Raw genomic sequence first — 22,999 nt, 5'->3', positions numbered from 1 at the left:
GTAACAGAATTAATTCTGTTACGATTTAACTATATTTGAATTATTAACGAGTCAACCTTTTTTAGGACAACTCATATAATCACATTTAAAGGTTCAAATGGTTCAACATCCATTTTTGATTGCTGTAATAAATTTAAAATTTTCATCATATTTGTAGGATTCATGTCGTTACCTAAAACCCTCAAAATTGCAAATCCACTTTCCTTTTTATTGGCAAAAACTATGTACTCATTAATATTATTTTCATCACCAACAAAATAAACAGAAGCACCTTCTTTACCTGAACCCACTTTTAGCAATCTTTTGTATGAAGTTGAATCTTTTAAAATAATTCTAACTTTTTTAATTTCATTTAAATATTTTACAGTGTTTGTGTCATTTTTTTTGAATGCCAAAACGTTAATTTTTTCAAATGATTTCAAAGCAGTTTTATCTTCTAAAGTTAAACTCAATTTTTCAGTATTAATAATTTCCGAACCTAAATCTAAACTTGTAAAATCAAAGGCATCTGAATTATCCACAAAATACTGCTGAATTGTTGGCTTATTAGTACAACTAAACAAAACAGAAGCAATAAACAACAAACTTAATAGCTTTTTCATTTATTTTTGTTTTGAAGCTTTTTCTAATTCTGCTTTTCCAGGTAAATTCATTCGATCTGTTAATGACGTCAATTCTTCTAAATTAAATTCGCCTTTTAATGATAAAATTACCGTTGGAACGTCTTTTTTATCACTTTCAATAAACATCAATAATTCTTTTACTAAAGTGCTGTTTTCAAGTGTTTTAACATTTATAGTAACATTCTTGCCATCACTATTAACACGCATTAATTCGTCTAAAGGATTGGCTTTTAAATAAGTACCAACTGCTGTTTTCATTTCTGAAGCTATAGATGACTTACTAGTTGTAAATACTTTTAAGTTATCCAATTTTTTTAATAAGTTTAGATATTGTTGCATATCCTTATCTTTAGGATCAACTTTAACTTTACTCATTAAATCAAACATTTTTTCTGTGACTATTACAGAAGTTATATCGTCATTATCTTCAAATTTGTCAAAAGTATTTTGACCAAAGCTAACTATTGGCAAAATTAAAAGTAACGTAATAAGTATGTTTTTTTTCATTATTTCTGGATTTTAAAAATTAATTTTTTTGTTTTATTGTATTCATCAATGTAGATTACATTTTCCATGCCAAAATTAATTTCTTCTGAAACTAATGACAAAGCTTTGTGAGTTTCTATAAATGCTTCTTCCGGACTTTTAAATGTTCCTAAGTTATTATTTTCCTGTTGTTTTAAAAAAAAACTCAAGCAAACTAACAAGAAAATCAATAAAAAGGCAAAAGATAAATAATAACTTTTTTTTGAATTTTTCATAGGCTAAGTTATGGCTTTTTTTAATGGATACAGGTTTTTTAAATGTATTAAAACAATAATCATAAAAATATAATAAAGTTGTTTAAAATATAGACGAATAAATCTGTTTTTTGTTACAAATTCGTATCTTTACTTTTAAAATTAAAAAAACTTGCCATGAAATTGAAATATAAATTAGTCCTAATTTCAATCTTATTTTTAGTAACTTTTCAAAATTGTTCCGATGATTATGATGATGTTTTAAATTATAGATCTGCAAAAGATTTTGTTTGGAGTGGATTGAATCAATATTATTTTTATCAAGAATCTGTTCCTGATTTATATGACACGAGATTTCCTTCATTAGCAATTTATGATGAATTTTTAGATAGCTATTCATCACCTGAAGCTCTTTTCTATGATTTAAAAAGAGAAGATAATGTGGATCGTTTTAGTGTGATTTTTAATGACTATGACGTTTTAGAGAGTTTATTAAGCGGAAGCAATAAAAACAACGGTGTTGATTATGAATTGAGAAGAAAAACCACAGGTAGCGAAGAACTTTTTGGTTTGGTTCGCTATATTTTACCTAATTCTGACGCTTCTAACAAACCTGTTTCAAGAGGTTTTATTTTTTATGCAGTAAATAATACACCCTTAACAACCTCAAATTTCAGTTCACTTTTAGCCAACGAAACCTACACTTTAAACTTTGCTGATTATGATAATGGAAACATTACACCAAATGGTCAATCGGTAACATTAACAAAAACTGAATACTCTGAAAATCCTGTATTCATCAAAAATACACATATTTTGAACGGTAAAAAAGTAGGCTATTTGCTCTATAATGGATTTTATTCCAATTATAAAAACGAGCTTAATGAGGCTTTTGCTTACTTTCAAGCTGAAAATATTACGCATTTAGTTTTGGATTTACGTTATAATTCTGGTGGTTCTGTTCAAGTAGCTACCGAATTAGCAAGCATGATTACAGGACAATTTAATAATGATATTTTTGCAAAACAACAATGGAACACCAAAATAGAAGCTCTTTATCAAAATAATCCTGAAGTGTTTATCAATCGTTTTACCAATACTTTATCTAATGGAAATGCAATAAATAGTTTAAATTTATCACAAGTGTTTGTTATTACTACAAAAGCAACAGCTTCTGCAAGTGAATTGATTTTGAACGGATTAACTCCTTACATCAACGTTAGAAAAATTGGAGGAATTACTACAGGAAAAAATGTAGGTTCTATTACTATTTATGATTCTCCAACATTTCAAAAATCGAATTTGAATCCAATTCATAAATATGCTATGCAACCTATTGTTCTTAAAATTTTAAATAAAAATAATTTTGGAGATTATAGCGGTGGAATTTTTCCAACAGTTACCGCAAGTGAAGATTTAGGAAATTTGGGAGTATTAGGTGATAGTAATGAAACTTTATTAGCTGCAGCATTAAGTTATATAAATTCTAATGGCAGATTATCATCAAGCTCAACTTCATTTGAAACTACAAATTATTTCACAGATTCAAAATCTAGTAGTAAAATAGAAAAGGGAATGTATCTAGAAAACAATCCAATTGAGATAAACAAATAACAAAAAAAGGCTTCCAAATGGAAGCCTTTTTTTAATTAAAACAGGAAATTAAAACCTAATTTAAAATTTCTTCCTCTTGCTGTATAACCAATACTTTCTTGAAAATTTTCATTTAATAGATTTGTCACAGCTGTAAAAATTTGCAATCTGTCTTTTAACAATTCATGTCGCAAATTAGAATTTAATAAAGAATAACCATCTAAAATGATACTTTCTGAATTAAAAGTTACATTGTCAAAATAAGCATCATTTCGTGAACTCACATGCTGAAACGCTACATTAAGACTGGTTTTTTTAGTAAAATCATAATTTAAATTGACATTTGCTTTGTGCTTTGGAATTAATCTATTTAAAGCTTCTTCGGTTTCGGTAAAAGTATAATTTACACTTAACGACAATTTACTGGTAGGAAAATAGCTTGCAACTGCTTCAATACCTTTTGCGTTATATGTACCATCTATATTTATATAATTGGAAATAAAAGTAACCGGATTATAGAAAAACCCAATTGAATTTGTTTCATTTCTGTAAAAACCAACTGTACTTAACTGAATTTTTTTATCCAAAAAAGAAACTTCAAAACCTGTTTCTAAAGTGATATTTTCTTCTGGAGTTAAAGCTAAATTTCCATAGGGCGAATATAATTGATATAAACTTGGCGTTATAAAAGCAGTGCTATAAGAGGATAAAACTTTTAAGTTGTCTGAAATATTATAACTTGGATTGATGTTATAAACCCATTGAGAACCATAAATCGAATGATTATTTAATCGAGTTCCTGCATTTATATTTAAACCAAAATTTGAATTATACACCAAAGTTGCATAAGGATCAATCGTATTAAATTTTGCAAAATCTTTTTCGATTAAGGTGTATTGGTCTTCTTGAAACATGTCAAAATATTGAAACTGTGTTCCTAAAACCAAATAAAACTCTTTTGAAAACAAATGTTTATTAAATGCATCCACATTAATATTTTGTGAAGCATAATTGTAAACATCAATTGTATTTGTGAACGAACTGAATAAATTAATAGTTCTTTCAATTGATGTAAAACTACTGTTCAAATTAAATTCACCAGACTTGTACTTGTACTTTGGCAAAAACCCGAACCTAAATTGTTCACTGTTAGAGTTATTAAACAAATCGTCAGAGCTAGAATTTGGTCCTCCATAAGAATTATCAAACGAAACTTTTATCTTATCATAATTCCCAAAAAAATCAAATTGTAATTTAGGGTTGATTTTTATCCCAAACTTTTGCAAAACATTTATTCTTTGAAAAGTATCTTCTTCAAAATTTACGCCTTCAGCTTCAGAAATCCCGTTAGTGTTGGTATGATTTACACTAGTCAGATAATTAAACTTTTTCAAAGTGCCATTCACAGAAAATCCTTGATTAAAATCTTGTGCCGATGTTTTGTTGGTTTCAGAAGTATTTTGCGTTCCAAAATTCATAAAAGCATTTCCAGAAATCGATTTGTCGGAAGCTTTTTTTAATGTAATATTAATAACACCAGTAGCTGCACCAGTTCCATACAAACTACTTGAAGCACCTTTCATAATTTCAATTTTAGCTACTTGATCTACTGGTAAAAGTCGTAAATCATACTCAATTCCAATTCCTGATGCATCTGTAACTGGTACTCCATCAATATAAATTACAACTTGTCTGTTTCTGCCGCCACGAATGTAATAACTTAAATTTTTACCATTAAATGATTGATTTCCATTAATCTCAACACCAGCAACCTGATTAAGAACATCTGCTAAACTTTGTCCTAATTTTTGAGATAATTCATTTGAAGAAATAACTTCAATAATCTTTCCTGATTTTTCTTTGCTTTGTGCAAATTTGGTGTCAGATACCACAATTTCATTAAGTTGGTTGATTTGTACAGAGTCTTTTTCTTGAGCTAAAGAAGCAAAAGAACACAATACCATAAAACAACCAAGACGAAAAACTTTTTTGTTCATCTTTGTTTTTTTTAGATTTTAAAAATCTGGAAGAAAAGCATAGAATTACCCATACTCAAACCTTTTTTCCCGAAAGTTTGTTACTAATGAAAAAGGCAGGTCTCCTGGCTTGCGTCTTGTTATTGGCCTTCCCATTTTAAAGTTAGAAAGTAGCAATTAAAAGTTAGAAATAATCTAAATTCTGAATTCTAAATTCTAAATTGTCAAACAGTGACATTGTAGATAATAACAAGCTTAATAGCTTACAGTTGCGGGTACAGCTCAAGAATTTGATTGTAGATTTTGAAAGTTGATTGCTTATTTTTGAAGTTAATTCATTCTAAAATCAAAAATGTTTTATCAAAATTCGTTAATCGTTCATCTTCACTCGATTCCCTTTTAATGTTGTTTTGCGTAAACAGAAACAACAACCTATTTTCGTGTGCGAAGATATTAATTTTTATAACAAATTAACTATTTCTTTTTATTCAATTTATATATCAACCAAATAAAACCAATTAAAAAGTGAAGCAGTACTACTCCACCTATGAAATATATAAAGGTGTTTGAATTTCTCATTATATTGTAAAAGTAACGAAAAATTAAAAAAGCATTTGTAGCATTAGTTACATGAAATATGTATTAAAATAAAACACTATTTTTGTCAAAAAAAACAATGCTTCACTTTAAAAAATTATCTTTTCTCTTTTTAATTTTAATCCTTTTTGGTAACTGTAGAAACCCAAAAAATAGAGCTGCATCAACTGTAAACAATAATGAGATTCAATACGCAGCAGGATTTTCGATTGTGAGTTATGATGATTTTTCGATTTTAAAAGTAAAAAACACTTATCCTGAATCTAACGAAGTGTACACTTATGTTTTACATAAAAAAAACAAAGCAATTCCAGATAGTTTAAAGCAATTTACTTCTATTCAAATTCCTGTTCAAAAAATAATTGTTTCTTCTACCACGCATATTCCTTCACTTGAAATGTTAGGGGTTGAGGATAAATTAATCGCTTTTCCTTCCACTCAATATATTTCTTCAGAAAAAACCAGAACCTTAATTGACAATGGAAAAATTAGAGAAATTGGAAGCAATCAAGAATTAAATACTGAAGTAATATTAGACTTAAATCCTGATGTAATTGTAGGTTATAATGTAGATAGTGAAAGTAAAAGTTATAAAAATTTAGAAAAAAGTGGCCAAAAAGTTATTTTTAATTCCGATTGGACTGAAAAAACTCCTTTAGGAAAAGCCGAATGGATTAAATTTTTCGGAATTTTATTCGACAAAAAAGAACAAGCCAATTCCCTTTTTGAAACTATTGAAAAAGAGTATTTAGCAACACTAAGTTTAGTACAAAAAGCAAATTCAAAACCAAGTATTTTGGCAGGTTCTATTTATCAAGACCAATGGGTTTTGCCTCAAGGCAACAGTTGGGCGGCCTTGTTTTTAAAAGAAGCCAACGGAAATTATTTATGGAAAGATACTAAAGGCACTGGCAGCTTATCCTTATCCTTTGAAAGTGTTTTAGATAAAGCTAAAGATGCCGATTTTTGGATTGGACCAGGTCAATTTACGTCATTAAAAGAAATTTTAAATGAAAATTCAAATTATTCATTTTTTAAAGCTGTAAAAAATAAAAAAGTCTATTCTTTTAGTACTAAAAAGGGAAGAACAGGTGGTGTCATTTATTATGAATTGGCTCCAAATCGCCCTGATTTGGTTTTAAAAGATTTGGTTAAAATACTACATCCAGAACTTTTAAGCGATTATGAATTTTCTTTTTTTGAACAGTTGCAATAAATTTAAGTTTCCATTTCTTTATAGTATCTTTGAACTTTTCTAACCCGAATTAATAGGAATGTTTATTCAAAAGAAACATTATTTTTTATTTCTCATTTTACTTTTTACATTAATTTTAATGTTCTTTGTAAATATTTCTTTGGGTTCAATTTCCATTCCTTTTCAAGAAATTTCAAAAGGAATTCTAAATCAAAAAATGGAAAAAGAAAGTTGGGAAATAATTCTTTACAACTTTCGGTTACCAAAAGCAATTACAGCTATTTTTGTTGGTTTTGCATTATCAATAAGTGGATTAATGATGCAAACATTATTCAGAAATCCTTTGGCTGGCCCTTATGTATTGGGTTTAAGTTCTGGAGCAAGTTTAGGAGTAGCGTTTGTGTTTTTAGGGGCTTCATTTTTACCACATTTTCTTTCTACTATTTTTCTTTCCTCTTACGGAATTGTTATTGCATCATTTTCAGGAAGTGCATTAGTTTTATTTGCGGTTTTATTGGTTTCTAAAAAACTAAAAGATACCATGTCAATCTTAATTGTAGGATTAATGTTTGGAAGTTTTACTAGTGCAATAGTATCTGTATTTTCCTATTTTAGTACTGCCGAACAATTGCAAAAATTCACTTTTTGGTCTTTAGGAAGTTTAGCCAATTTAAGTTGGAATGAGGTTTCGTTTTTAGTACTTTTAACATGTCTTGGGCTCTTCCTTAGTTTCACAGTAATAAAACCATTAGATGCTTTGTTATTAGGAGAAAAATACGCAAAAAGTTTAGGTATCAATTTTAAAAAAACGCGTTTAATTATTATCATTGCCACAAGTATTTTAGCTGGTAGTATTACGGCCTATGTTGGACCTATTGCTTTTATAGGTTTAGCCGTTCCGCACATTGCCAAACTAATTTTTCAAACCAGTAATCATTTTATTTTATTTTGGAGTACCCTTTTAGTAGGTGGAATAATTATGCTTTTTTGTGATATCATAGCTCAAATGCCAGGAAGTGATTTAACATTACCCATAAATGCTGTAACTTCAATGATTGGTGCACCAATAGTTGTTTGGCTTTTAATTAGAAAAAGAAATTTTAATTAACAAAAATGACTCACAAAACACTACATACCAAAAACTTAAGCATTGGATATAAAAATAAATCTAATGAAACAGTTGTAGCAAAATCCATTTCAATCAACTTAGAAAAAGGTAAACTTATTGCTTTAATTGGCTCTAATGGCATTGGAAAATCTACACTTTTAAAAACAATTACTAAACTGATTGCTCCTATAAATGGAACAGTTTTTCTAAATGATAAAGATTTAAATGACTATAATTCTCAAAATTTAGCCAAAGAATTAAGTGTCGTTTTAACAGAACATTTACCTCCAAGTAATTTGTCTGTTTACGAAATAATCGCTTTAGGAAGACAACCTTACACCAATTGGCTTGGAAAATTGTCAGATAAAGACAAAATAAAAATAGACGAAGCCATAAAACTGACAGCTATTGAAGCATTTCAACACAAAAAACATCATGAAATTAGTGATGGTCAAATGCAAAAAACATTAATTGCTAGAGCTTTGGCTCAAGACACATCTCTAATTATTTTAGATGAACCGACTACTCATTTAGATTTAGTGAATAAGGTTACCATTCTAAAATTACTTCAAAAATTAGCTCATCAAACTCAAAAAACCATTTTGTACTCTACTCATGATATTGATTTAGCCATACAATTAAGTGATGAAATCATTGTAATGAATTCCGAAAAAACAGTTCAAGAAGAACCTTGTAAGCTTATTGAACAAGGCGTTTTTAAAACCCTTTTTAATAATGAGCATCTTGATTTTGATGCCAACTTTGGAAAGTTTGTTGTAAAATAAAATTATAACCAATTTAAAACCAATTTTAAGTTTTGTTTGACTAAATATTTTGTAAATTCGAAAAAATAAAAGTCATGAAAAAAACAATTATACTATTTACATTATTTGTCGGAATGTTTTCTTATGCTCAATTAAAAAATGTTGATTATACAGATGATAATCAAAAACTAGAAGGCTTTGTTGCAACTCCTAAAGCTCCTCATTCCAAAAAAGCTGGAGTAATTGTTATTCATGCTTGGATGGGAATTGATGATCATTCAAAAGAAAGTGCACAAGATTTAGCAGATTTAGGATATTATGCTATGGTTGCAGATATTTATGGTGTTGGAAACAAACCAGAAAGCACTGCCGAAGCAGGAAAATTAGCAGGATATTATAAAAGCAACCCTTTAGAATACCAAAAAAGAATACAATTAGCTATAAATGAATTGGTAAAAGCAGGCGCTAATGAAGAAGAAATTGCTGTAATTGGTTATTGTTTTGGTGGAACAGGAGCTATTGAAGCTGCAAGAGGAAATTTAAAAGTAAAAGGTGTAGTGTCGTTTCATGGTGGTTTGGGTAAAGATGCTAACAGAGAAACAACTCCAATATCAGCAAAAGTTTTAGTATTGCATGGTGCAGACGATCCTTATGTTCCAACTGTAGAAGTTAGTAAATTTCAAGATGAGATGAGAACTGCTAAAGCAGATTGGCAAATGAATTATTATGCAAATGCTGTACATGCTTTTACACATAAAGATGCAGGTTCGGACAATAGTAAAGGAGCTGCATACAATCAACTCGCTGCAGAAAGAAGTTGGCAAGCTATGAAAGATTTTTTTGTAGAATTATTTTAAACGTTTACAGATTTTAGTTCAACAACTTCACCGGCTTTCAAATCATCTAAATAAATAGAGCCTATTCTAACACGAACTAGTCGTAATGTAGGAAAACCAACTGCTGCTGTCATTTTTCTAACTTGTCTAAATTTACCTTCTGTCAATGTTATAGAAACCCAGCTTGTAGGTCCATGACGTTCATCTCTAATTTTTTTAGCTCTTTGTCCAAAATCTGGAACATCGGTAACTAGAAAAGAATTGCATTTTTTTGTGGTGTATTTTTGACCATCAAAACCAATTGTTACTCCATTTTTCAACAATTCTATGGCTTCCAGAGTAATGAGTCCATCAACCTGGGCATAGTATTCTTTTTCAACTTTTTTGCTTCTGACTTGTTCGCTAATTTTTCCATCAGTAGTTAATAAAAGTAAACCTTCTGAATCTTCATCTAAGCGTCCAATTGCCATTGTTCCTTCTGCAAAATCAAATAATTCTCCTAAAAGTTTTTTCTTTCTTTTTTGTTCGTAGATAAATTGCGACAAGAATCCGTAAGGTTTATTAATTTTATAATGATGATGCATTGTTTTTAATTTGTACAAAAATACATTTTACAAATCGTAAGTTTCAATTTAATGCTTATTTTTACAAAAATGTTTAAATACAAATGTCAGCATCAATTTTACTTATCATCACTTTCATTATAGCCTTAGTTATAGGTATATTTATTGGAAAACTACTTTTTAAAGCGCAGTCTCAATCTGAAAAATCAGGTTTAGAGGAAAAAGTTAATGGCTTAAATGGTCAAATAGAACAATTAAAAAACCAATTGGTTTCCGATAAAAATCAATTTGAAAAAGCATTGTTTCAATCTAATAATGAAAAAGAAATTATTCGAACTGAAAAAGAAGTATTGGCCATTCAATTATCTAAAAAAGAAGTAGATTTTGATAATTTATTAGAACGCAATAAAGAACAAAAAGAAGAAGTGAATCAACTTCAAGAAAAATTTACCAAAGAATTTGAAAATTTAGCTAATAAAATTCTTGACGAAAAAACCAACAAATTTACGGAGCAAAATAAAGAGAATATGAAAAATATACTTTCTCCATTGCAAGATAAAATTCAGTTGTTTGAGAAAAAAGTAGAAGACACGCACAAAGAAAGTATCGATTATCATGCTGCTTTACGCCAGCAAATTGTTGGCTTACGTGAAATGAATGAACAAATGAGCAAAGAAACTATTAACCTTACCAAAGCTTTAAAAGGGGACAGTAAAATGCAAGGAAATTGGGGTGAATTGGTTTTGGAACGTGTACTAGAAAAATCAGGTTTAGAGAAAGGTAGAGAATATGAAGTGCAACAAAGTTTTACTAATGAAGAAGGAACAAGAATTCTTCCTGATGTGATCATAAACTTGCCTGACGGAAAGAAAATGGTGGTAGATTCAAAGGTTTCATTAACAGCCTATGAACGCTTTGTAAATGAAGAAAATGAAAAGGAGAAAGAACTTTTTCTAAAGGAACACACGCTTTCTATAAAAAGACACGTAGAACAACTGAGTGCTAAAAATTATCAAGACATTTATCAAATGGAAAGTCCTGATTTTGTGTTGCTTTTTATACCAATTGAACCTGCATTTGCGCTAGCTATTAATAGTGATAATTCATTGTATAATAAAGCTTTTGAAAAAAATATTGTAATTGTAACACCTACCACGCTATTGGCAACACTACGAACTATTGACAGTATGTGGACAAACCAAAAACAGCAAGAAAATGCCTTAGAAATTGCCAGACAAGCGGGTGCTTTGTATGATAAATTTGAGGGATTTGTAAACGATTTAGTTAAAATTGGCAAAAAAATGGATGAAGCCAAATCAGAATATGGCAACGCTATGAATAAGCTGGTTGAAGGAAAAGGTAATTTAGTTACAAGTGTAGAAAAATTGAAAAAAATGGGTGCAAAAGCCAAAAAGTCGTTACCAGAAAGCATCTTAAAACGTTCTGAAAATTCTGAAAATAAATCTACTAAAATTAATGAAAATCATGAATAAATTCAAAAAAATTATTATTTACAGTCTTCTTTTTATGACCCTATTTATTGCTGGATATTTTACTTTTATATATTACGTACCCTACAGTGAAGGAGTTCGTTCAGGTGAACTGATAAAAATTAGCCATAAAGGATATGTTGTAAAAACGTGGGAAGGTGAAATAAGTCAAGGAATTTCTGGAGCACAAATATTTCAATTTTCAGTTTTGGATAATAATCCTGAAGCCATTGAAAAATTAAAAGAACTTCAAGGCCAATACGTAAAAGTAGATTATGTAGAGCGCTATAAAACTTTTTTTTGGTGGGGTGATACTCGTTATTTTATTACCAATGTATATCCTGAAAAATCTCCTCATTTTAATAACTAATTATGATTGAAAGAACGAATACTGTTGAAGCATCTAAAATTACATTTACCGAATTAATGTTGCCATCACATTCCAACTTTAGTGGAAAAATTCATGGCGGCTATTTATTACAACTGATGGATCAAATTGCTTTTGCGAGTGCTTCAAAATACTCTGGATTATATTGTGTTACAGCCTCTGTAGATACTGTAGATTTTTTAAATCCAGTTGAAATTGGCGAATTACTTACTTTGAAAGCTTCTGTAAATTATGTAGGAAATAGTTCTATGGTGATTGGCATAAGAGTAGTTTCAGAAAACATTCAGACTGGAAAAATTAAGCATTGTAATTCGAGTTATTTTACAATGGTTGCCAAAGATGAAAACGGAAATAACACAAAAGTTCCTAGTTTAATATTATCTAAGTCGGAAGAAGTGAGACGTTTTTACGATTGTATCATTAGAATTGACCACAAAAAGAAAAACAAAATTATGGAAGAAAAATTTGATCATACCTCTGAAAAAGCAATTGAAAATTTATCCAATTATAATGTCATAATCAATTTATAAAAAAAGGAACTAAAAATTTAGTTCCTATTATATTTATATTGTGTTGAGAATTATTCGACAACCACTTTTTTCCAAACTTTTTCAGTTTCATTTGAAAGCTCTAACAAATAAATTCCTGATGACAATCCATCAACAGATACTTCATTTATTTCTGCATCTTTAATTTCAATATTTTTTACAAAACTTCCTGTTAAAGTATAAACCGCTACATTAGTTAATGATGTAGTTGTTGCAATTGTAAAAGCCCCATTAGATGGATTTGGAAAAATAGATGATTTTTCAAGTGTAAATTCATCATTTGCTAAAGTTCTAGAAATTGTTGTTGCACCTCTATTACTATGGTTCGAAATTGTTGATGAAGAACCTAAAGCAAAAATCACAGGAATACTAGTTGCTGTATTAGTAAAGGTAAAATCTCCTGATGAAACTAAAGCTCTTGTAGCTATAACAGTTCTAGTGGTTCCTGATACATTATCAGAAGTTACTGTCCAACTTTGAGCTGCATCTGGAGAAGGAGCACTGTAACCACCACTTGGTGTGTAATCTCTATTTGCAGTAGCATTCCAAATAAACATATCAGTCGCTGAACTCATTTGTGAACCTCCAAAACCAATGGCTAGCCATCTATTGCTTGGTCCAGTTAATGTTAAAGTAACCTGTGTTGCTGATGTTTCAATTTTTGCAGTCATTCCAGTACTACCCAATGTAGTAGTGGTTGATGCTGTTTGTGCATTCACTCCCAATGAAATAGCGGCTAATGCAAATGTTAATAGTAATCTTCTTTTCATAGTTTATTGGTTTTTATTTATTTCTTATTTAAGCAATTCAATTATTTCATTATTTCCAGAAAAAACAGCAAACTCAAAAGCTGATTTTCCTTCTTTATTTAAAATTGTTTTATCAGCTTTATGTTCTAAAAGTAAAGAAACAATATCCTTGTTTCCAAACTGTGAAGCCAACATTAAAGCCGTTTGACCATTTTCGTCTACTTTATCAGGATTAGCTCCTTTTATTAGTAAACTTTCAACAATTTCAGTATTCGATTTATAAGTAGCTGCCATTAAAGCAGAACCTAAAGAACAAGTATAATCTATATCATCAATAACCTCTATTAAATACTTAGCAACATCATTATTTGATCTGTAGGTAGCTAAAATTAGTGTCGAATAACCATTTTCATTCACTTCGTTTACTGCTTTTGGGTTTTCCTCAAAGAGGATTTTAATTTCATCAAGTGATCCTGTTCTTGCAATATCAAAAACACTTTTCTGTGAAAAAGCAGCAAAGCTCAAAAATAGTAAAATAAAAGCAGTTTTAAACCTCATAATCAGTTGTTTAAAAAACTCGTACTAAATTGAATCCAAAAGCAATTTGTCCATCATTCCACTTTCCACTTGTACTTCCTAAATAGCCCACTTCATGCATGGCTTGTGAATTGGTAAAATGCATTTGAAAAACGTGACCGCCAGTTTCTAAATCGAATCCAATAGATAATGGATTTGTTAAGTTAGAATTATCAGCTCTGTTTAAATGAGCAACATAATCTACATTAAAAGACCAACGCGATGTTAATTTATATCTTCCACCAAAACCCATTGCGTACTGACTGTTTTCTTGCTCATTATTAGGTACATAATTTTCATGAAAATAAGTTGGTGCTAATTCCAAACTCAATTTGTCATTAAATTTTCTTGAAACTAACAGTTGATTTACATAACCAATTCTATCTGAAAATTCCAATAATGGCAATAAATCTTTATCTAAAGCTGTATTTATTGCAACACTTGAAAACCCAACAATTTCAAAAGGAAAACCGTCTTTTTTTTGACTGGCTAGTTTGTATTTAGCAGCAAAATCATACGATTTATTGAAACCACTTCTAGAGGCATGAACTGTTAACCATTCATTTAATCCATAGATAAATTGCAATCTTGTATTAGCATTATCTAATCCAAAAAAATCATCAAAACCATTTTTTAAATAATCAAATCTGTGCGAAACGACAAAATACAAATCTCCTTTAGCAGCTAATTTTGTTGATTCTAAATTTACAATTTTTAAAGATTTAAAACTTGACTGAATTGACTTATCCTCTTCTCCATTGTCAATTTCATTTAATAAATCGTCTTGTGCAAATAGTGATGCCGAACATAATAATAGAAAAATTAATTTTTTCATTTTTTTATTTAATTATAGTTATTTGATCCATTTTTACTTCTTCCAGAAGTTCATCATATCCCAGAAATCTTCCTTTAAACTCAATAGAATCATTTACGTTGATTCCAGAAAATTGGTTTGACAATAAGCCAAATAATTTTTCGTCAACTGTAATTGAATTTTCTTCTTGATTGTATGAAGTTAGAACCCCTTTAATTTGAATGGTTTTGTCCAAATAGTTTTGGTTTGCTAAAGTTTCATCTTCAGAAAAATCACTTATAAGTTTTGAAGTAGTTAAACTAAACGATGCCTTTTCTTCTTCTATATTTCTATGAGATTGATACAGATATTTGTAACCCACAATCAATACAACTACGATTATTGCTAGAGCAAATGCAATTTTTTTTTTCATTTTTTTTCTTTTTCTTCCAAAACTATAAAAAAATTTCTAATTTTATAGAAAAAATTTATGAAAACTATGAAAACATTAAAATTTACAACTTTGGTTGTACTACTTGTAATTGGAAGCTACTCGTGTACTAACAATTCAGAAGACGATTTAATCATTCCTAACAATGATGTTGTTCTTGCTAGGTACACAGAAAACATTAAACCCATAATAGATAATAACTGTGTAAGTTGCCACGGAACAACCAATCCAAACGCGGGATTATCTTTAACTAATTACAGTCAAGTTAGACAAGCTGTACTAAACAATGGATTAATTAATAGAATTTCCAGAACTTCAGGTGATCCACAATTAATGCCAACTACTGGTAGAATGCCTCAGCAAACTATAGATTTAGTAAGCCAATGGCAAACTGATGGATTATTGGAATAGTTATTGCTTGAGTCCTAATCTATGAACTCATTAATCTTAAAAAAAAATGAAAATGAAAAAATACACTGCGTTTTTAGTACTGATCTTGTTAAGTTTTAGTACTGTTGAAGAAAAAAAAATCACCAAAAAGGGAACTATAACTTTTGAAGCTTCTGTACCTTCCTTTGAAGAAGTTAAAGCAAAAAACGAAGCGGTTACCTGCATCATCAATACCACCAATGGTGAAATTGCAACATTAGCACTTATGAAAGGCTTTAGATTTAAAATTGCACTAATGGAAGAACATTTTAATGAAAACTATGTTGAAAGTAATAAATATCCTAAAGCAACTTTTAAAGGGAAAATTGAAAATTTTGATTACAGCAAATTAACAGCAACTGCAAAAGAGTATACTGTTAAAGGTAAATTAGAAATGCACGGAAAATCGAAAGAAATTTCCATCAAATCAAAAATAAAAAAGACAGGAGAGAACATAAGTATGGTTTCTGATTTTATCCTAAATACCGATGATTTCGATATTGAAATTCCGAGTGTAGTAAGTAAAAAACTAACTAAAGATGTTAAAGTAAACTTTAATTTTGATTTAAATTAATTGCGATTTATTTTTAGCATTTGGATAATTTTATACTAATTGGCAAAAAATATGAAGCAAATAATATAACATTACTTATAGTTTATTTAACTGTTAAAATAAATTATTTTATGTTTTTTTTAATCAAACAAACACACTACAATGAATAATAAATTTGGTTTTTTTATTTAAAAAAAATATATTTGTTTGATTAAAAGATATTTAAATCGTGAAAAAGAAATACATTTTTTTATTAATTCCACTTATTTTTGTACTAATCTATTTAATATCTTGTTCTAAAGAGGAAGGTTATGTTTCAATACCTGAAACTACAGTTTCTGTAAATTTAGAACTTGTTCCTTATGCAAAATTATCTGACTATCATTTTTTTAAAGACGATTTAAAAAATCATATCCCTGCAATTGGTGTTTTGCCTTATGAACCTGCTTCTTCTTTATTTTCTGACTATGCCCATAAAATGCGTTTTGTATGGCTTCCTAAAAACACTCAAGCTACTTATAACGGTGATGATAATGTTTTTGAATTTCCTGTAGGAAGTGTGCTAATAAAAACATTTTATTATGACAATGTTCAGCCAAATAATACCAGAAAGATAATTGAAACTCGTTTATTAATTAGAAAGACTGACGGATGGAATGCCTATGATTATATTTGGAATGATGAACAATCCGAAGCTAATTTAGATACCGTGGAACAGGGAGTGTTTGTTCCAATCGAATGGAAAGAAAATGGAATAACAAAAACAACAACTTATAAAATACCATCTCAAACGGAATGTATTACTTGTCATAAAATAAACCCAAACCAAACAACTGGTGGGGAAATGACTATTCCTATAGGACCTAAACCACAGAATCTAAATACCAATTACAATTACGATACAGGAATTCAAAACCAAATTGAAAAATGGAAAAGTGTTGGTTATTTAGGGAATGATGTAACAACAAATATTTATTCCACTGTGAATTGGTTAGACACAAGCAAAACTTTAGAACAAAGAGCTAAATCTTACATAGATATTAATTGTGCACATTGTCATAGAACAGGAGGACATTGCGACTATGTTAACATGAGATTAAATTACAGCAATACAAATCTAAATACTTATGGAGTTTGTATGGTTCCGTTATTTTATGTTGAAAATGGCCCATTTGTAATTAATGGAAGTAATGCTAGTCATTCTGAAATGATTAAAAGAATAGAAACAGACCAAGAAGATTTAATGATGCCCATTATAGGTCGAACATTAATTCATACTGAAGGAGTACAATTAATAACCGACTGGATTAATTCGTTACCTGACAATTGTCATTAAAATTAAAACAATGAAAAAAATTACCTTATTATTATTGTTAATCAGTACAATACAAAATACAATTGCTCAAGACACTTGTGAAACAGCCTTGAGTATAGGACCAGGAACTTATACGGTTTTAGCAGTTGATGGAACACAAATACCAACACCTGATTGTATTAATGGCGGAAATCCAACAGCTGGAGAATGGTATAAATACATTCCAACTCAAAATTACACAGTTACTGTAACTACCGATCTTGCTATAAATATTTGTAAAGACACTAGGTTACATATTTATTCTGGATTATGTGGAAATCTAACTTGTATTGCAGGCGATGATGATTCTGGAATAATACAATGCAATAGCGGGAATACAAATTCTTATTTATCTACAATAACATTTAATGCTACTGCTGGATCAACATATTATATTGCTTTTGACAATAGATGGAGTTCTTTAGGATTTGATTTTTTATTATCTGAAACACCTTTTGTTGCTCCTCCTATTAGTTTTACTAACACTACCATTTCCTCAAGCTCCACAATTTGTTGTGTTGCAGATATGAACGGAGATTATCTTGACGACATTGTTACAGTTGGCACAAATGCAATGACAATTTTAACTCAGCAAACAACGGGTGGATTTATTTCAACAACTTTTGCACTTCCAAATTTATCAGCAAATCCTAGTTGGAGCATTACCGCTGGTGATTACGACAAAAATGGATTTAATGATTTAGTATTTGGAAGTGGCAGTAGATTAACAGTAATAAAAGCAAATTCAAACGGGACTTTATACACTGAAGTATCTTATCCTCAAAATATTTTTACTCAAAGAACCAACTTCATTGACATTAATAATGATGGGCATTTAGATTTATGGGCTTGTCATGATGTAGCTCAAAGTCACGCATATAGAAATGACGGATTAGGAAACTTAAATTTTGATATTTCCTTAATGCCAACTTTAGCAGTTGGTGGAAATTATCAGTCCATGTGGACAGATTATGACAATGATGGCGATATGGATATGTATCTAGCTAAATGTCGAGGTGGAGCACCAGTAGGAGATCCTCAAAGAATAAATTTATTGTATAAAAACAACGGTAATGGAACTTTTACAGAATCAGGAGCTCTGGCAGGGGTGAATGACGGTTCCCAATCATGGTCTACAGCAATTGAAGATTTTGATAATGATGGTGATATGGATTTTATTTTATCTAATATATCGGATACTAATAAATTTTACAGAAACAATAACGATGGCACCTTTACCGATATTTATGCAACTACAGGAATAGACCCTCAAATAGGTTCTTGGGAAATACAAACAGCAGATTTTAATAATGATGGATGGGTAGATTTTATATGGCAAAATGGAAAAGAAATTTACTTAAATAATGGGGATTTAACTTTTACAGGTTATGATTTATCTTTTAGTGAAGGTGGAATTGGCGATTTAAATAATGACGGCTTTTTGGATATTCAATTTGCAAACAAAGTGTACTTTAATGTTCCTAACAACAATAACTGGATAAAAGTAAATTTAGAAGGAGTAACTAGCAATAAAAATGGAATTGGTGCTAGAGTAGAAATTTATGGCAATTGGGGAAAACAAATAAGAGAAATAAGAAGCGGTCATGGTTTTAGTCATCAAAGCACACTAAATGCTCATTTTGGTATAGGAAATGAAACTTTAATTAACCAATTAATTATTCGTTGGCCATCAGGTATTGTAGATGTTATTAATAATCCTTCAAGCAATATGTCTATTACAATTACAGAAGGATCAAGCCCTTTAAATATTTTAAATAACGAACTTAACAATATTATATTATATCCAAACCCTACAGAAAATTATATAACAATTTCAAACTTCCCAATAGATGAAATTAATAAAATTGAAATTTATTCCATCCATGGTAAATTAATTAAATCTATTTCTTCTATTGAAGACACTATTTCAGTAGAAAATTTAAATCCAGGTTTATATTTGTTAACTATTGATACTATAGATGGGAAAAAATATTCTGAAAAATTTATAAAAAAATAAATATTATTAACCTGTTGGTCGGGTGTAATTATTATTTTACTGCCATTTATTGCAATCTGTCAAATTAAGGCTTTCGAAATGCTTTTATTTAGTTCTTCGACAAGCTTAGAAACACAATTATTTTTTTTAATTGGCACAATTTAAAATTGAAATTTTCAAATTAATATAATTTAGTGAATTGCATCGAACGGATTGCTATTACATTGAAATTTTATCTTGTTAATACTTTTATTTAAAAGGATAAAATGCTTAATTTCGTAAAAAAAACGCCATGTTAATACTAATTGCTGCTGCTGCAGAAAACAACGCTTTAGGTAAAGATAATGACTTGGTTTGGCATTTACCAGACGATTTTAAACGGTTTAAATCCTTAACATCCAATCATTATATAATTATGGGTAGAAAGACTTTTGAAAGTTTTCCAAAACCATTACCTAACAGAACACATGTAATTATTACCAAGCAAACAAACTATAAAGTACCAGAAGGATGCATTGTGGTAAACACGTTAAATGATGCCATTGCAACTGCTCCAGAAAATGAAGATGTTTTTATAATTGGTGGTGGACAAATTTACAAACAATCAATTAATATAGCAGACAAAATAGAGCTTACAAGAGTTCATACATCTGTTGAAGCTGACACGTTTTTTCCTGAAATTGATGAAAAAATTTGGGAAGTGGTTCAATCCGAATTTCATGCGAAAGACGAAAAGCATGCCTATGATTTTACTTTTTTAACTTATGTTAAGAGATGATAAATCGAATAATCTATTTATAAATTGTATTTTTGCATTCCAATAAAAAAACAATGGCAGAAAATATAAAACCATACAAAGATTCTGAATTAGGTAAAAAAGAACAAGTGGCTCAAATGTTTGACACTATTTCAGGAAATTATGACGGATTAAATCGTGTAATTTCTTTTGGAATTGATGTGAAATGGCGTAAAAAAGTTTTAAAATTAGTATCTGACAAAAACCCAAAAACAGTTTTAGATATTGCTACTGGTACTGGAGATTTGGCCATTTTAATGACCAATACTACCGCTGAAGAAATCATAGGTTTAGATATTTCTGCAGGAATGCTTGAAGTTGGAAAACAAAAAATTGCCGAAAAAAAATTAGATGCTAAAATACAAATGGTTTTAGGTGATAGTGAAAATATTCCTTATCCTGATCATTATTTTGATGCCATTACTGTAGCTTTTGGAGTAAGAAATTTTGAAACTTTAGAAAAAGGTTTGTCGGAAATTCATAGAGTATTGAAACCTAACGGTATTTTTGTGATTTTAGAAACTTCTGTTCCAACTAAATTTCCATTTAAACAAGGATATGCCATTCATTCAAAATATATTTTACCTTTGGTTGGGAAATTATTTTCAAAAGACCAAACCGCTTACAAATATTTGTCTGAATCTGCCAATAATTTTCCTTTTGGTGAAGCCTTAAACAATATTTTAAGAAAAATTGGGTTTATAGATGTAAAGCATTTGCCTCAAACATTTGGTGTTGCAACTATTTATCATGCTTCAAAGCAGTAAATTATTGATATGAAGAAATTTTTTGTTTTATTTTTTGCTCTATTTTGTTTCACTAGCCAAGCACAATTTGGAAAAGATCCCATCATTAATTTGGAAAATTTTCAGAAGAAAAGAGTACATTTTGGCTTTTTTCTTGGTTTCAATTTTTATGATTTTAAGTTTGACTATAAAACCGTTACGAACGATTTAATTGTTACAAATACAACAGGTTTTAATGTAGGAATTATTGGCAATTTAAGGTTGCACGAACATATAGATTTGCGTTTTGAACCAGGTTTATATTACACAGAAAGAAACTTAACTTATCCTGACATTGCTGATTTATCGGATCGATTTAGAGAAGTTAAATCAACTTACATCAATTTTCCATTATTGGTAAAATTCTCCTCTAAACGATTTGGAAATGTAAAACCTTATTTAATTGGTGGTGTTTCTAGATCATTGAATCTTAGTGGGTTTGAAAATTCTCCAGACGATAATTTAAATGGCGTTTTTAGAACTACAAAATGGACTACCAATTATGAAATGGGATTTGGTATTGATTTGTTTTTAGAATATTTTATATTTTCACCTTCAGTGAGAGGCGTTTTTAGTATTAATGACGAATTGGTTAGAGATGTTGACCCAAACAGTCAATGGACGAGTAATATTGATAACATGAGAACAAGAGGTGTTTTCTTAAACTTTGCTTTTCATTAATTATTTCTGCAAAATTCGCTCAAAACTATGGCAGTTGCAGTAGCCACATTTAAACTTTCTGTTTCTTGTAGTGTTCCAAATCTTGGAATAGTTATTTTTTGAGTAATTAATTCTTGAATAGTTGCACTAATTCCATTAGATTCATTACCCAAAACTACAACAGCATTACGATTTAATTTTTCAGAATAAATATTTTCACCTTCTAACAAAGTACCATAAACTGGAAGGTTACAAGTTTTTAAATAATCGTTCAAATTTAAATAAACTACATTAACTCTTGCCAAAGAACCCATTGTTGATTGCACTACTTTCGGATTATAAACATCCACAGTTTCATTGGAACAAACTATTTGTAAAACTCCAAACCAATCGGCTAAGCGAATAATTGTTCCCATATTTCCTGGATCACGAATATCATCTAAAGCAATGGTTAATCCGTTATCAGTTTTTAATTTATTTTCGTTCGGAATTTTAAAAATAGCTAAACTTTCGTTGGGTGTTACTAATGCACTAATTTTTTTTAAATCTGCTTCAAAAATAGTGTTTATTTGACTTTTTGGCACATTTGGGAATGATTCTTGAGTTGTGAATAATTCAATCAATTCAAAATTTGAATTCAGTAATTCTTGAATCACTTTTTTACCTTCTGCAAAAAATTGTTGGTGTATTTTTCGATACTTTTTTTGTTGAAGACTATTTATTATTTTGATTTGATTTTTACTAATCATAAAAAACTGTATTTTTGATGCAATTATATGAAGAATCTCTTGAAATTTAGTTTACCAAAAATAGTATTATTAATTGTATTAGGCACAATTATTTATTCATGTTCTCCTGTAAAAAGAGTTCCTGACAACAAGTTATTGTTGGTAAAAAACGATATTTTGGTTGATAATGAAAAAGTTACTGACGAAAATATTCAAAATTTACTTTATCAAAAACCCAATTCGAGAGTAGGTAAAATTCCAATTAGATTGTATTTATATCATTTAAGTAAAAGAAATGCCGATTCTTCTTACACCGCTTGGTTGCACAAAAAACCCAAAAGAGAAGAAAATTTAATCCAATTATTATCCAAAAAACAAGTAGATCGTTTAGGAGAATCATTTTTAGTTTCTGGATACAGTAATTTTTTTAAAAGAATTGGAGAATCACCTGTTATTATTGATACGGCAAAAATATCAAAATCAAAAATTCGACTAAATTCTTATTACAAAAGTATTGGTTTTTTGGATAGCGAAGTCTCTCATAAATTAGATACTACAGGAAAAAAACTCGGCAAAGTCACTTATTCAGTAGAAAAAAATCAACCTTATGTTATTGATTCTTTAAAATCAATCATTTACACAAAATCGATTGATAGCATGTATCAAAACATAAAAAAAGGCTCTTTATTACAAAATAACGATCAATAT

25 protein-coding genes, 1 pseudogene and 1 riboswitch are annotated in these 22,999 nt (G+C 29.3%); of the genes and pseudogenes, 16 read left to right on the top strand and 10 right to left on the bottom strand.

Going from position 1 to position 22,999, the window contains the following annotated elements:
* Positions 1-71 precede the first annotated feature (71 nt).
* Genes ACTF56_RS11890 through ACTF56_RS11880 form a run of 3 tightly spaced genes read right to left on the bottom strand, consistent with a single transcriptional unit; the run spans position 72 to position 1,384 of the window.
* The gene (locus ACTF56_RS11890; RefSeq protein ID WP_438967128.1) at positions 72-602 is read right to left on the bottom strand and encodes a DUF4252 domain-containing protein; all 531 of its coding nucleotides are present in this window, start codon (positions 600-602) and stop codon (positions 72-74) included.
* Positions 603-1,130, bottom strand: a complete 528-nt coding sequence (locus ACTF56_RS11885; protein ID WP_438967127.1) for a DUF4252 domain-containing protein — start codon at positions 1,128-1,130, stop codon at positions 603-605.
* Positions 1,130-1,384, bottom strand: coding sequence for a hypothetical protein (locus ACTF56_RS11880; protein WP_438967126.1), 255 nt, complete (start codon positions 1,382-1,384; stop codon positions 1,130-1,132). The genes ACTF56_RS11885 and ACTF56_RS11880 overlap by 1 nt, the downstream gene beginning before the upstream one ends.
* Before the next feature lie 156 nt (positions 1,385-1,540).
* Between ACTF56_RS11880 and ACTF56_RS11875 the strand changes: the two genes are divergently transcribed.
* Entirely contained in the window at positions 1,541-2,977 is a 1,437-nt protein-coding gene (locus tag ACTF56_RS11875) for a S41 family peptidase (protein ID WP_438967125.1), read from the top strand.
* A 35-nt stretch (positions 2,978-3,012) separates the two neighbouring features.
* On the opposite strand, the gene ACTF56_RS11870 is transcribed toward ACTF56_RS11875, so the two are convergent.
* Complete coding sequence (locus ACTF56_RS11870) at positions 3,013-4,953, bottom strand: TonB-dependent receptor plug domain-containing protein (RefSeq protein ID WP_438967124.1); 1,941 nt, start codon at positions 4,951-4,953, stop codon at positions 3,013-3,015.
* A 77-nt stretch (positions 4,954-5,030) separates the two neighbouring features.
* Positions 5,031-5,383, bottom strand: a riboswitch (cobalamin riboswitch).
* 210 nt (positions 5,384-5,593) lie between these two features.
* Here ACTF56_RS11870 and ACTF56_RS11865 point away from each other — a divergent pair.
* The 4 genes from ACTF56_RS11865 (at position 5,594) to ACTF56_RS11850 (ending at position 9,453) form a co-directional block, all read left to right on the top strand.
* Entirely contained in the window at positions 5,594-6,745 is a 1,152-nt protein-coding gene (locus ACTF56_RS11865) for an ABC transporter substrate-binding protein (protein ID WP_438967123.1), read from the top strand.
* Between the two features lie 118 nt (positions 6,746-6,863).
* Positions 6,864-7,832 (top strand): iron chelate uptake ABC transporter family permease subunit, encoded by a 969-nt coding sequence (locus ACTF56_RS11860; RefSeq protein ID WP_438967122.1) that lies wholly within the window; start codon positions 6,864-6,866, stop codon positions 7,830-7,832.
* Between the two features lie 5 nt (positions 7,833-7,837).
* Entirely contained in the window at positions 7,838-8,617 is a 780-nt protein-coding gene (locus tag ACTF56_RS11855) for an ABC transporter ATP-binding protein (protein WP_438967121.1), read from the top strand.
* Positions 8,618-8,691: 74 nt separating this feature from the next.
* On the top strand, positions 8,692-9,453 hold the full coding sequence (locus tag ACTF56_RS11850) for a dienelactone hydrolase family protein (protein WP_438967120.1): 762 nt from the start codon (positions 8,692-8,694) through the stop codon (positions 9,451-9,453).
* On the opposite strand, the gene ACTF56_RS11845 is transcribed toward ACTF56_RS11850, so the two are convergent.
* Positions 9,450-10,016, bottom strand: a complete 567-nt coding sequence (locus ACTF56_RS11845; protein ID WP_438967119.1) for a pseudouridine synthase — start codon at positions 10,014-10,016, stop codon at positions 9,450-9,452. The two genes, ACTF56_RS11850 and ACTF56_RS11845, sit on opposite strands and share 4 nt — an antisense overlap.
* An 83-nt stretch (positions 10,017-10,099) precedes the next feature.
* On the opposite strand from ACTF56_RS11845, the gene rmuC reads away from it, so the two are divergent.
* The 3 genes from rmuC to ACTF56_RS11830 are packed head-to-tail and all read left to right on the top strand — an operon-like array spanning position 10,100 to position 12,403.
* Positions 10,100-11,488 carry a DNA recombination protein RmuC gene (rmuC, locus tag ACTF56_RS11840; RefSeq protein WP_438967118.1) on the top strand — a complete coding sequence of 463 codons (1,389 nt, stop codon included), beginning with the start codon at positions 10,100-10,102 and terminating at the stop codon, positions 11,486-11,488.
* Positions 11,481-11,855 (top strand): 6-phosphogluconate dehydrogenase, encoded by a 375-nt coding sequence (locus ACTF56_RS11835; protein WP_438967117.1) that lies wholly within the window; start codon positions 11,481-11,483, stop codon positions 11,853-11,855. The genes rmuC and ACTF56_RS11835 overlap by 8 nt, the downstream gene beginning before the upstream one ends.
* 2 nt (positions 11,856-11,857) lie before the next feature.
* The gene (locus ACTF56_RS11830; RefSeq protein ID WP_438967116.1) at positions 11,858-12,403 is read left to right on the top strand and encodes an acyl-CoA thioesterase; all 546 of its coding nucleotides are present in this window, start codon (positions 11,858-11,860) and stop codon (positions 12,401-12,403) included.
* Positions 12,404-12,453: 50 nt separating this feature from the next.
* Here the strand turns inward: ACTF56_RS11830 and ACTF56_RS11825 are convergent, their stop codons facing one another.
* Genes ACTF56_RS11825 through ACTF56_RS11810 form a run of 4 tightly spaced genes read right to left on the bottom strand, consistent with a single transcriptional unit; the run spans position 12,454 to position 14,972 of the window.
* A complete protein-coding gene (locus tag ACTF56_RS11825) occupies positions 12,454-13,191 on the bottom strand; it encodes a T9SS type A sorting domain-containing protein (RefSeq protein ID WP_438967115.1) in 738 nt (245 codons plus the stop codon).
* A 24-nt stretch (positions 13,192-13,215) separates the two neighbouring features.
* Positions 13,216-13,728, bottom strand: a complete 513-nt coding sequence (locus ACTF56_RS11820; RefSeq protein WP_438967114.1) for an ankyrin repeat domain-containing protein — start codon at positions 13,726-13,728, stop codon at positions 13,216-13,218.
* 10 nt (positions 13,729-13,738) lie between these two features.
* A complete protein-coding gene (locus ACTF56_RS11815) occupies positions 13,739-14,581 on the bottom strand; it encodes a DUF5777 family beta-barrel protein (RefSeq protein WP_438967113.1) in 843 nt (280 codons plus the stop codon).
* A gap of 4 nt (positions 14,582-14,585) precedes the next feature.
* Positions 14,586-14,972: an OB-fold protein gene (locus ACTF56_RS11810; protein ID WP_438967112.1), complete on the bottom strand. Its 387-nt coding sequence runs from the start codon at positions 14,970-14,972 to the stop codon at positions 14,586-14,588.
* A gap of 66 nt (positions 14,973-15,038) precedes the next feature.
* Here ACTF56_RS11810 and ACTF56_RS11805 point away from each other — a divergent pair, with 66 nt between their 5' ends.
* The 7 genes from ACTF56_RS11805 to ACTF56_RS11775 all read left to right on the top strand — a co-directional run bounded on the left by ACTF56_RS11805 (position 15,039) and on the right by ACTF56_RS11775 (position 21,584).
* Positions 15,039-15,401 (top strand): hypothetical protein, encoded by a 363-nt coding sequence (locus tag ACTF56_RS11805; protein ID WP_438967111.1) that lies wholly within the window; start codon positions 15,039-15,041, stop codon positions 15,399-15,401.
* 52 nt (positions 15,402-15,453) lie between these two features.
* Entirely contained in the window at positions 15,454-15,993 is a 540-nt protein-coding gene (locus tag ACTF56_RS11800) for a YceI family protein (RefSeq protein ID WP_438967110.1), read from the top strand.
* 208 nt (positions 15,994-16,201) lie between these two features.
* Entirely contained in the window at positions 16,202-17,308 is a 1,107-nt protein-coding gene (locus ACTF56_RS11795; protein WP_438967109.1) for a hypothetical protein, read from the top strand.
* A 10-nt stretch (positions 17,309-17,318) separates the two neighbouring features.
* Positions 17,319-19,343, top strand: a complete 2,025-nt coding sequence (locus tag ACTF56_RS11790; protein ID WP_438967108.1) for an FG-GAP-like repeat-containing protein — start codon at positions 17,319-17,321, stop codon at positions 19,341-19,343.
* Between the two features lie 271 nt (positions 19,344-19,614).
* On the top strand, positions 19,615-20,100 hold the full coding sequence (locus ACTF56_RS11785) for a dihydrofolate reductase (RefSeq protein ID WP_438967107.1): 486 nt from the start codon (positions 19,615-19,617) through the stop codon (positions 20,098-20,100).
* A 53-nt stretch (positions 20,101-20,153) separates the two neighbouring features.
* Positions 20,154-20,885 carry a bifunctional demethylmenaquinone methyltransferase/2-methoxy-6-polyprenyl-1,4-benzoquinol methylase UbiE gene (gene ubiE, locus ACTF56_RS11780; RefSeq protein WP_438967106.1) on the top strand — a complete coding sequence of 244 codons (732 nt, stop codon included), beginning with the start codon at positions 20,154-20,156 and terminating at the stop codon, positions 20,883-20,885.
* Between the two features lie 9 nt (positions 20,886-20,894).
* Entirely contained in the window at positions 20,895-21,584 is a 690-nt protein-coding gene (locus ACTF56_RS11775; RefSeq protein WP_438967105.1) for a porin family protein, read from the top strand.
* Here ACTF56_RS11775 and ACTF56_RS11770 read toward each other — a convergent pair.
* Entirely contained in the window at positions 21,581-22,312 is a 732-nt protein-coding gene (locus tag ACTF56_RS11770) for a TrmH family RNA methyltransferase (RefSeq protein ID WP_438967104.1), read from the bottom strand. The two genes, ACTF56_RS11775 and ACTF56_RS11770, sit on opposite strands and share 4 nt — an antisense overlap.
* Positions 22,313-22,339: 27 nt before the next feature.
* Here ACTF56_RS11770 and ACTF56_RS11765 point away from each other — a divergent pair.
* Positions 22,340-22,999 (top strand): annotated as a pseudogene (locus ACTF56_RS11765) (outer membrane protein assembly factor); the annotation flags it as partial.

The organism is Flavobacterium sp., assembly GCF_965657075.1.
Lineage (GTDB): Bacteria > Bacteroidota > Bacteroidia > Flavobacteriales > Flavobacteriaceae > Flavobacterium.
The sequence above is the reverse complement of the archived record's forward strand: the minus strand, read 5'-3'. Positions and strand labels throughout refer to the sequence as shown.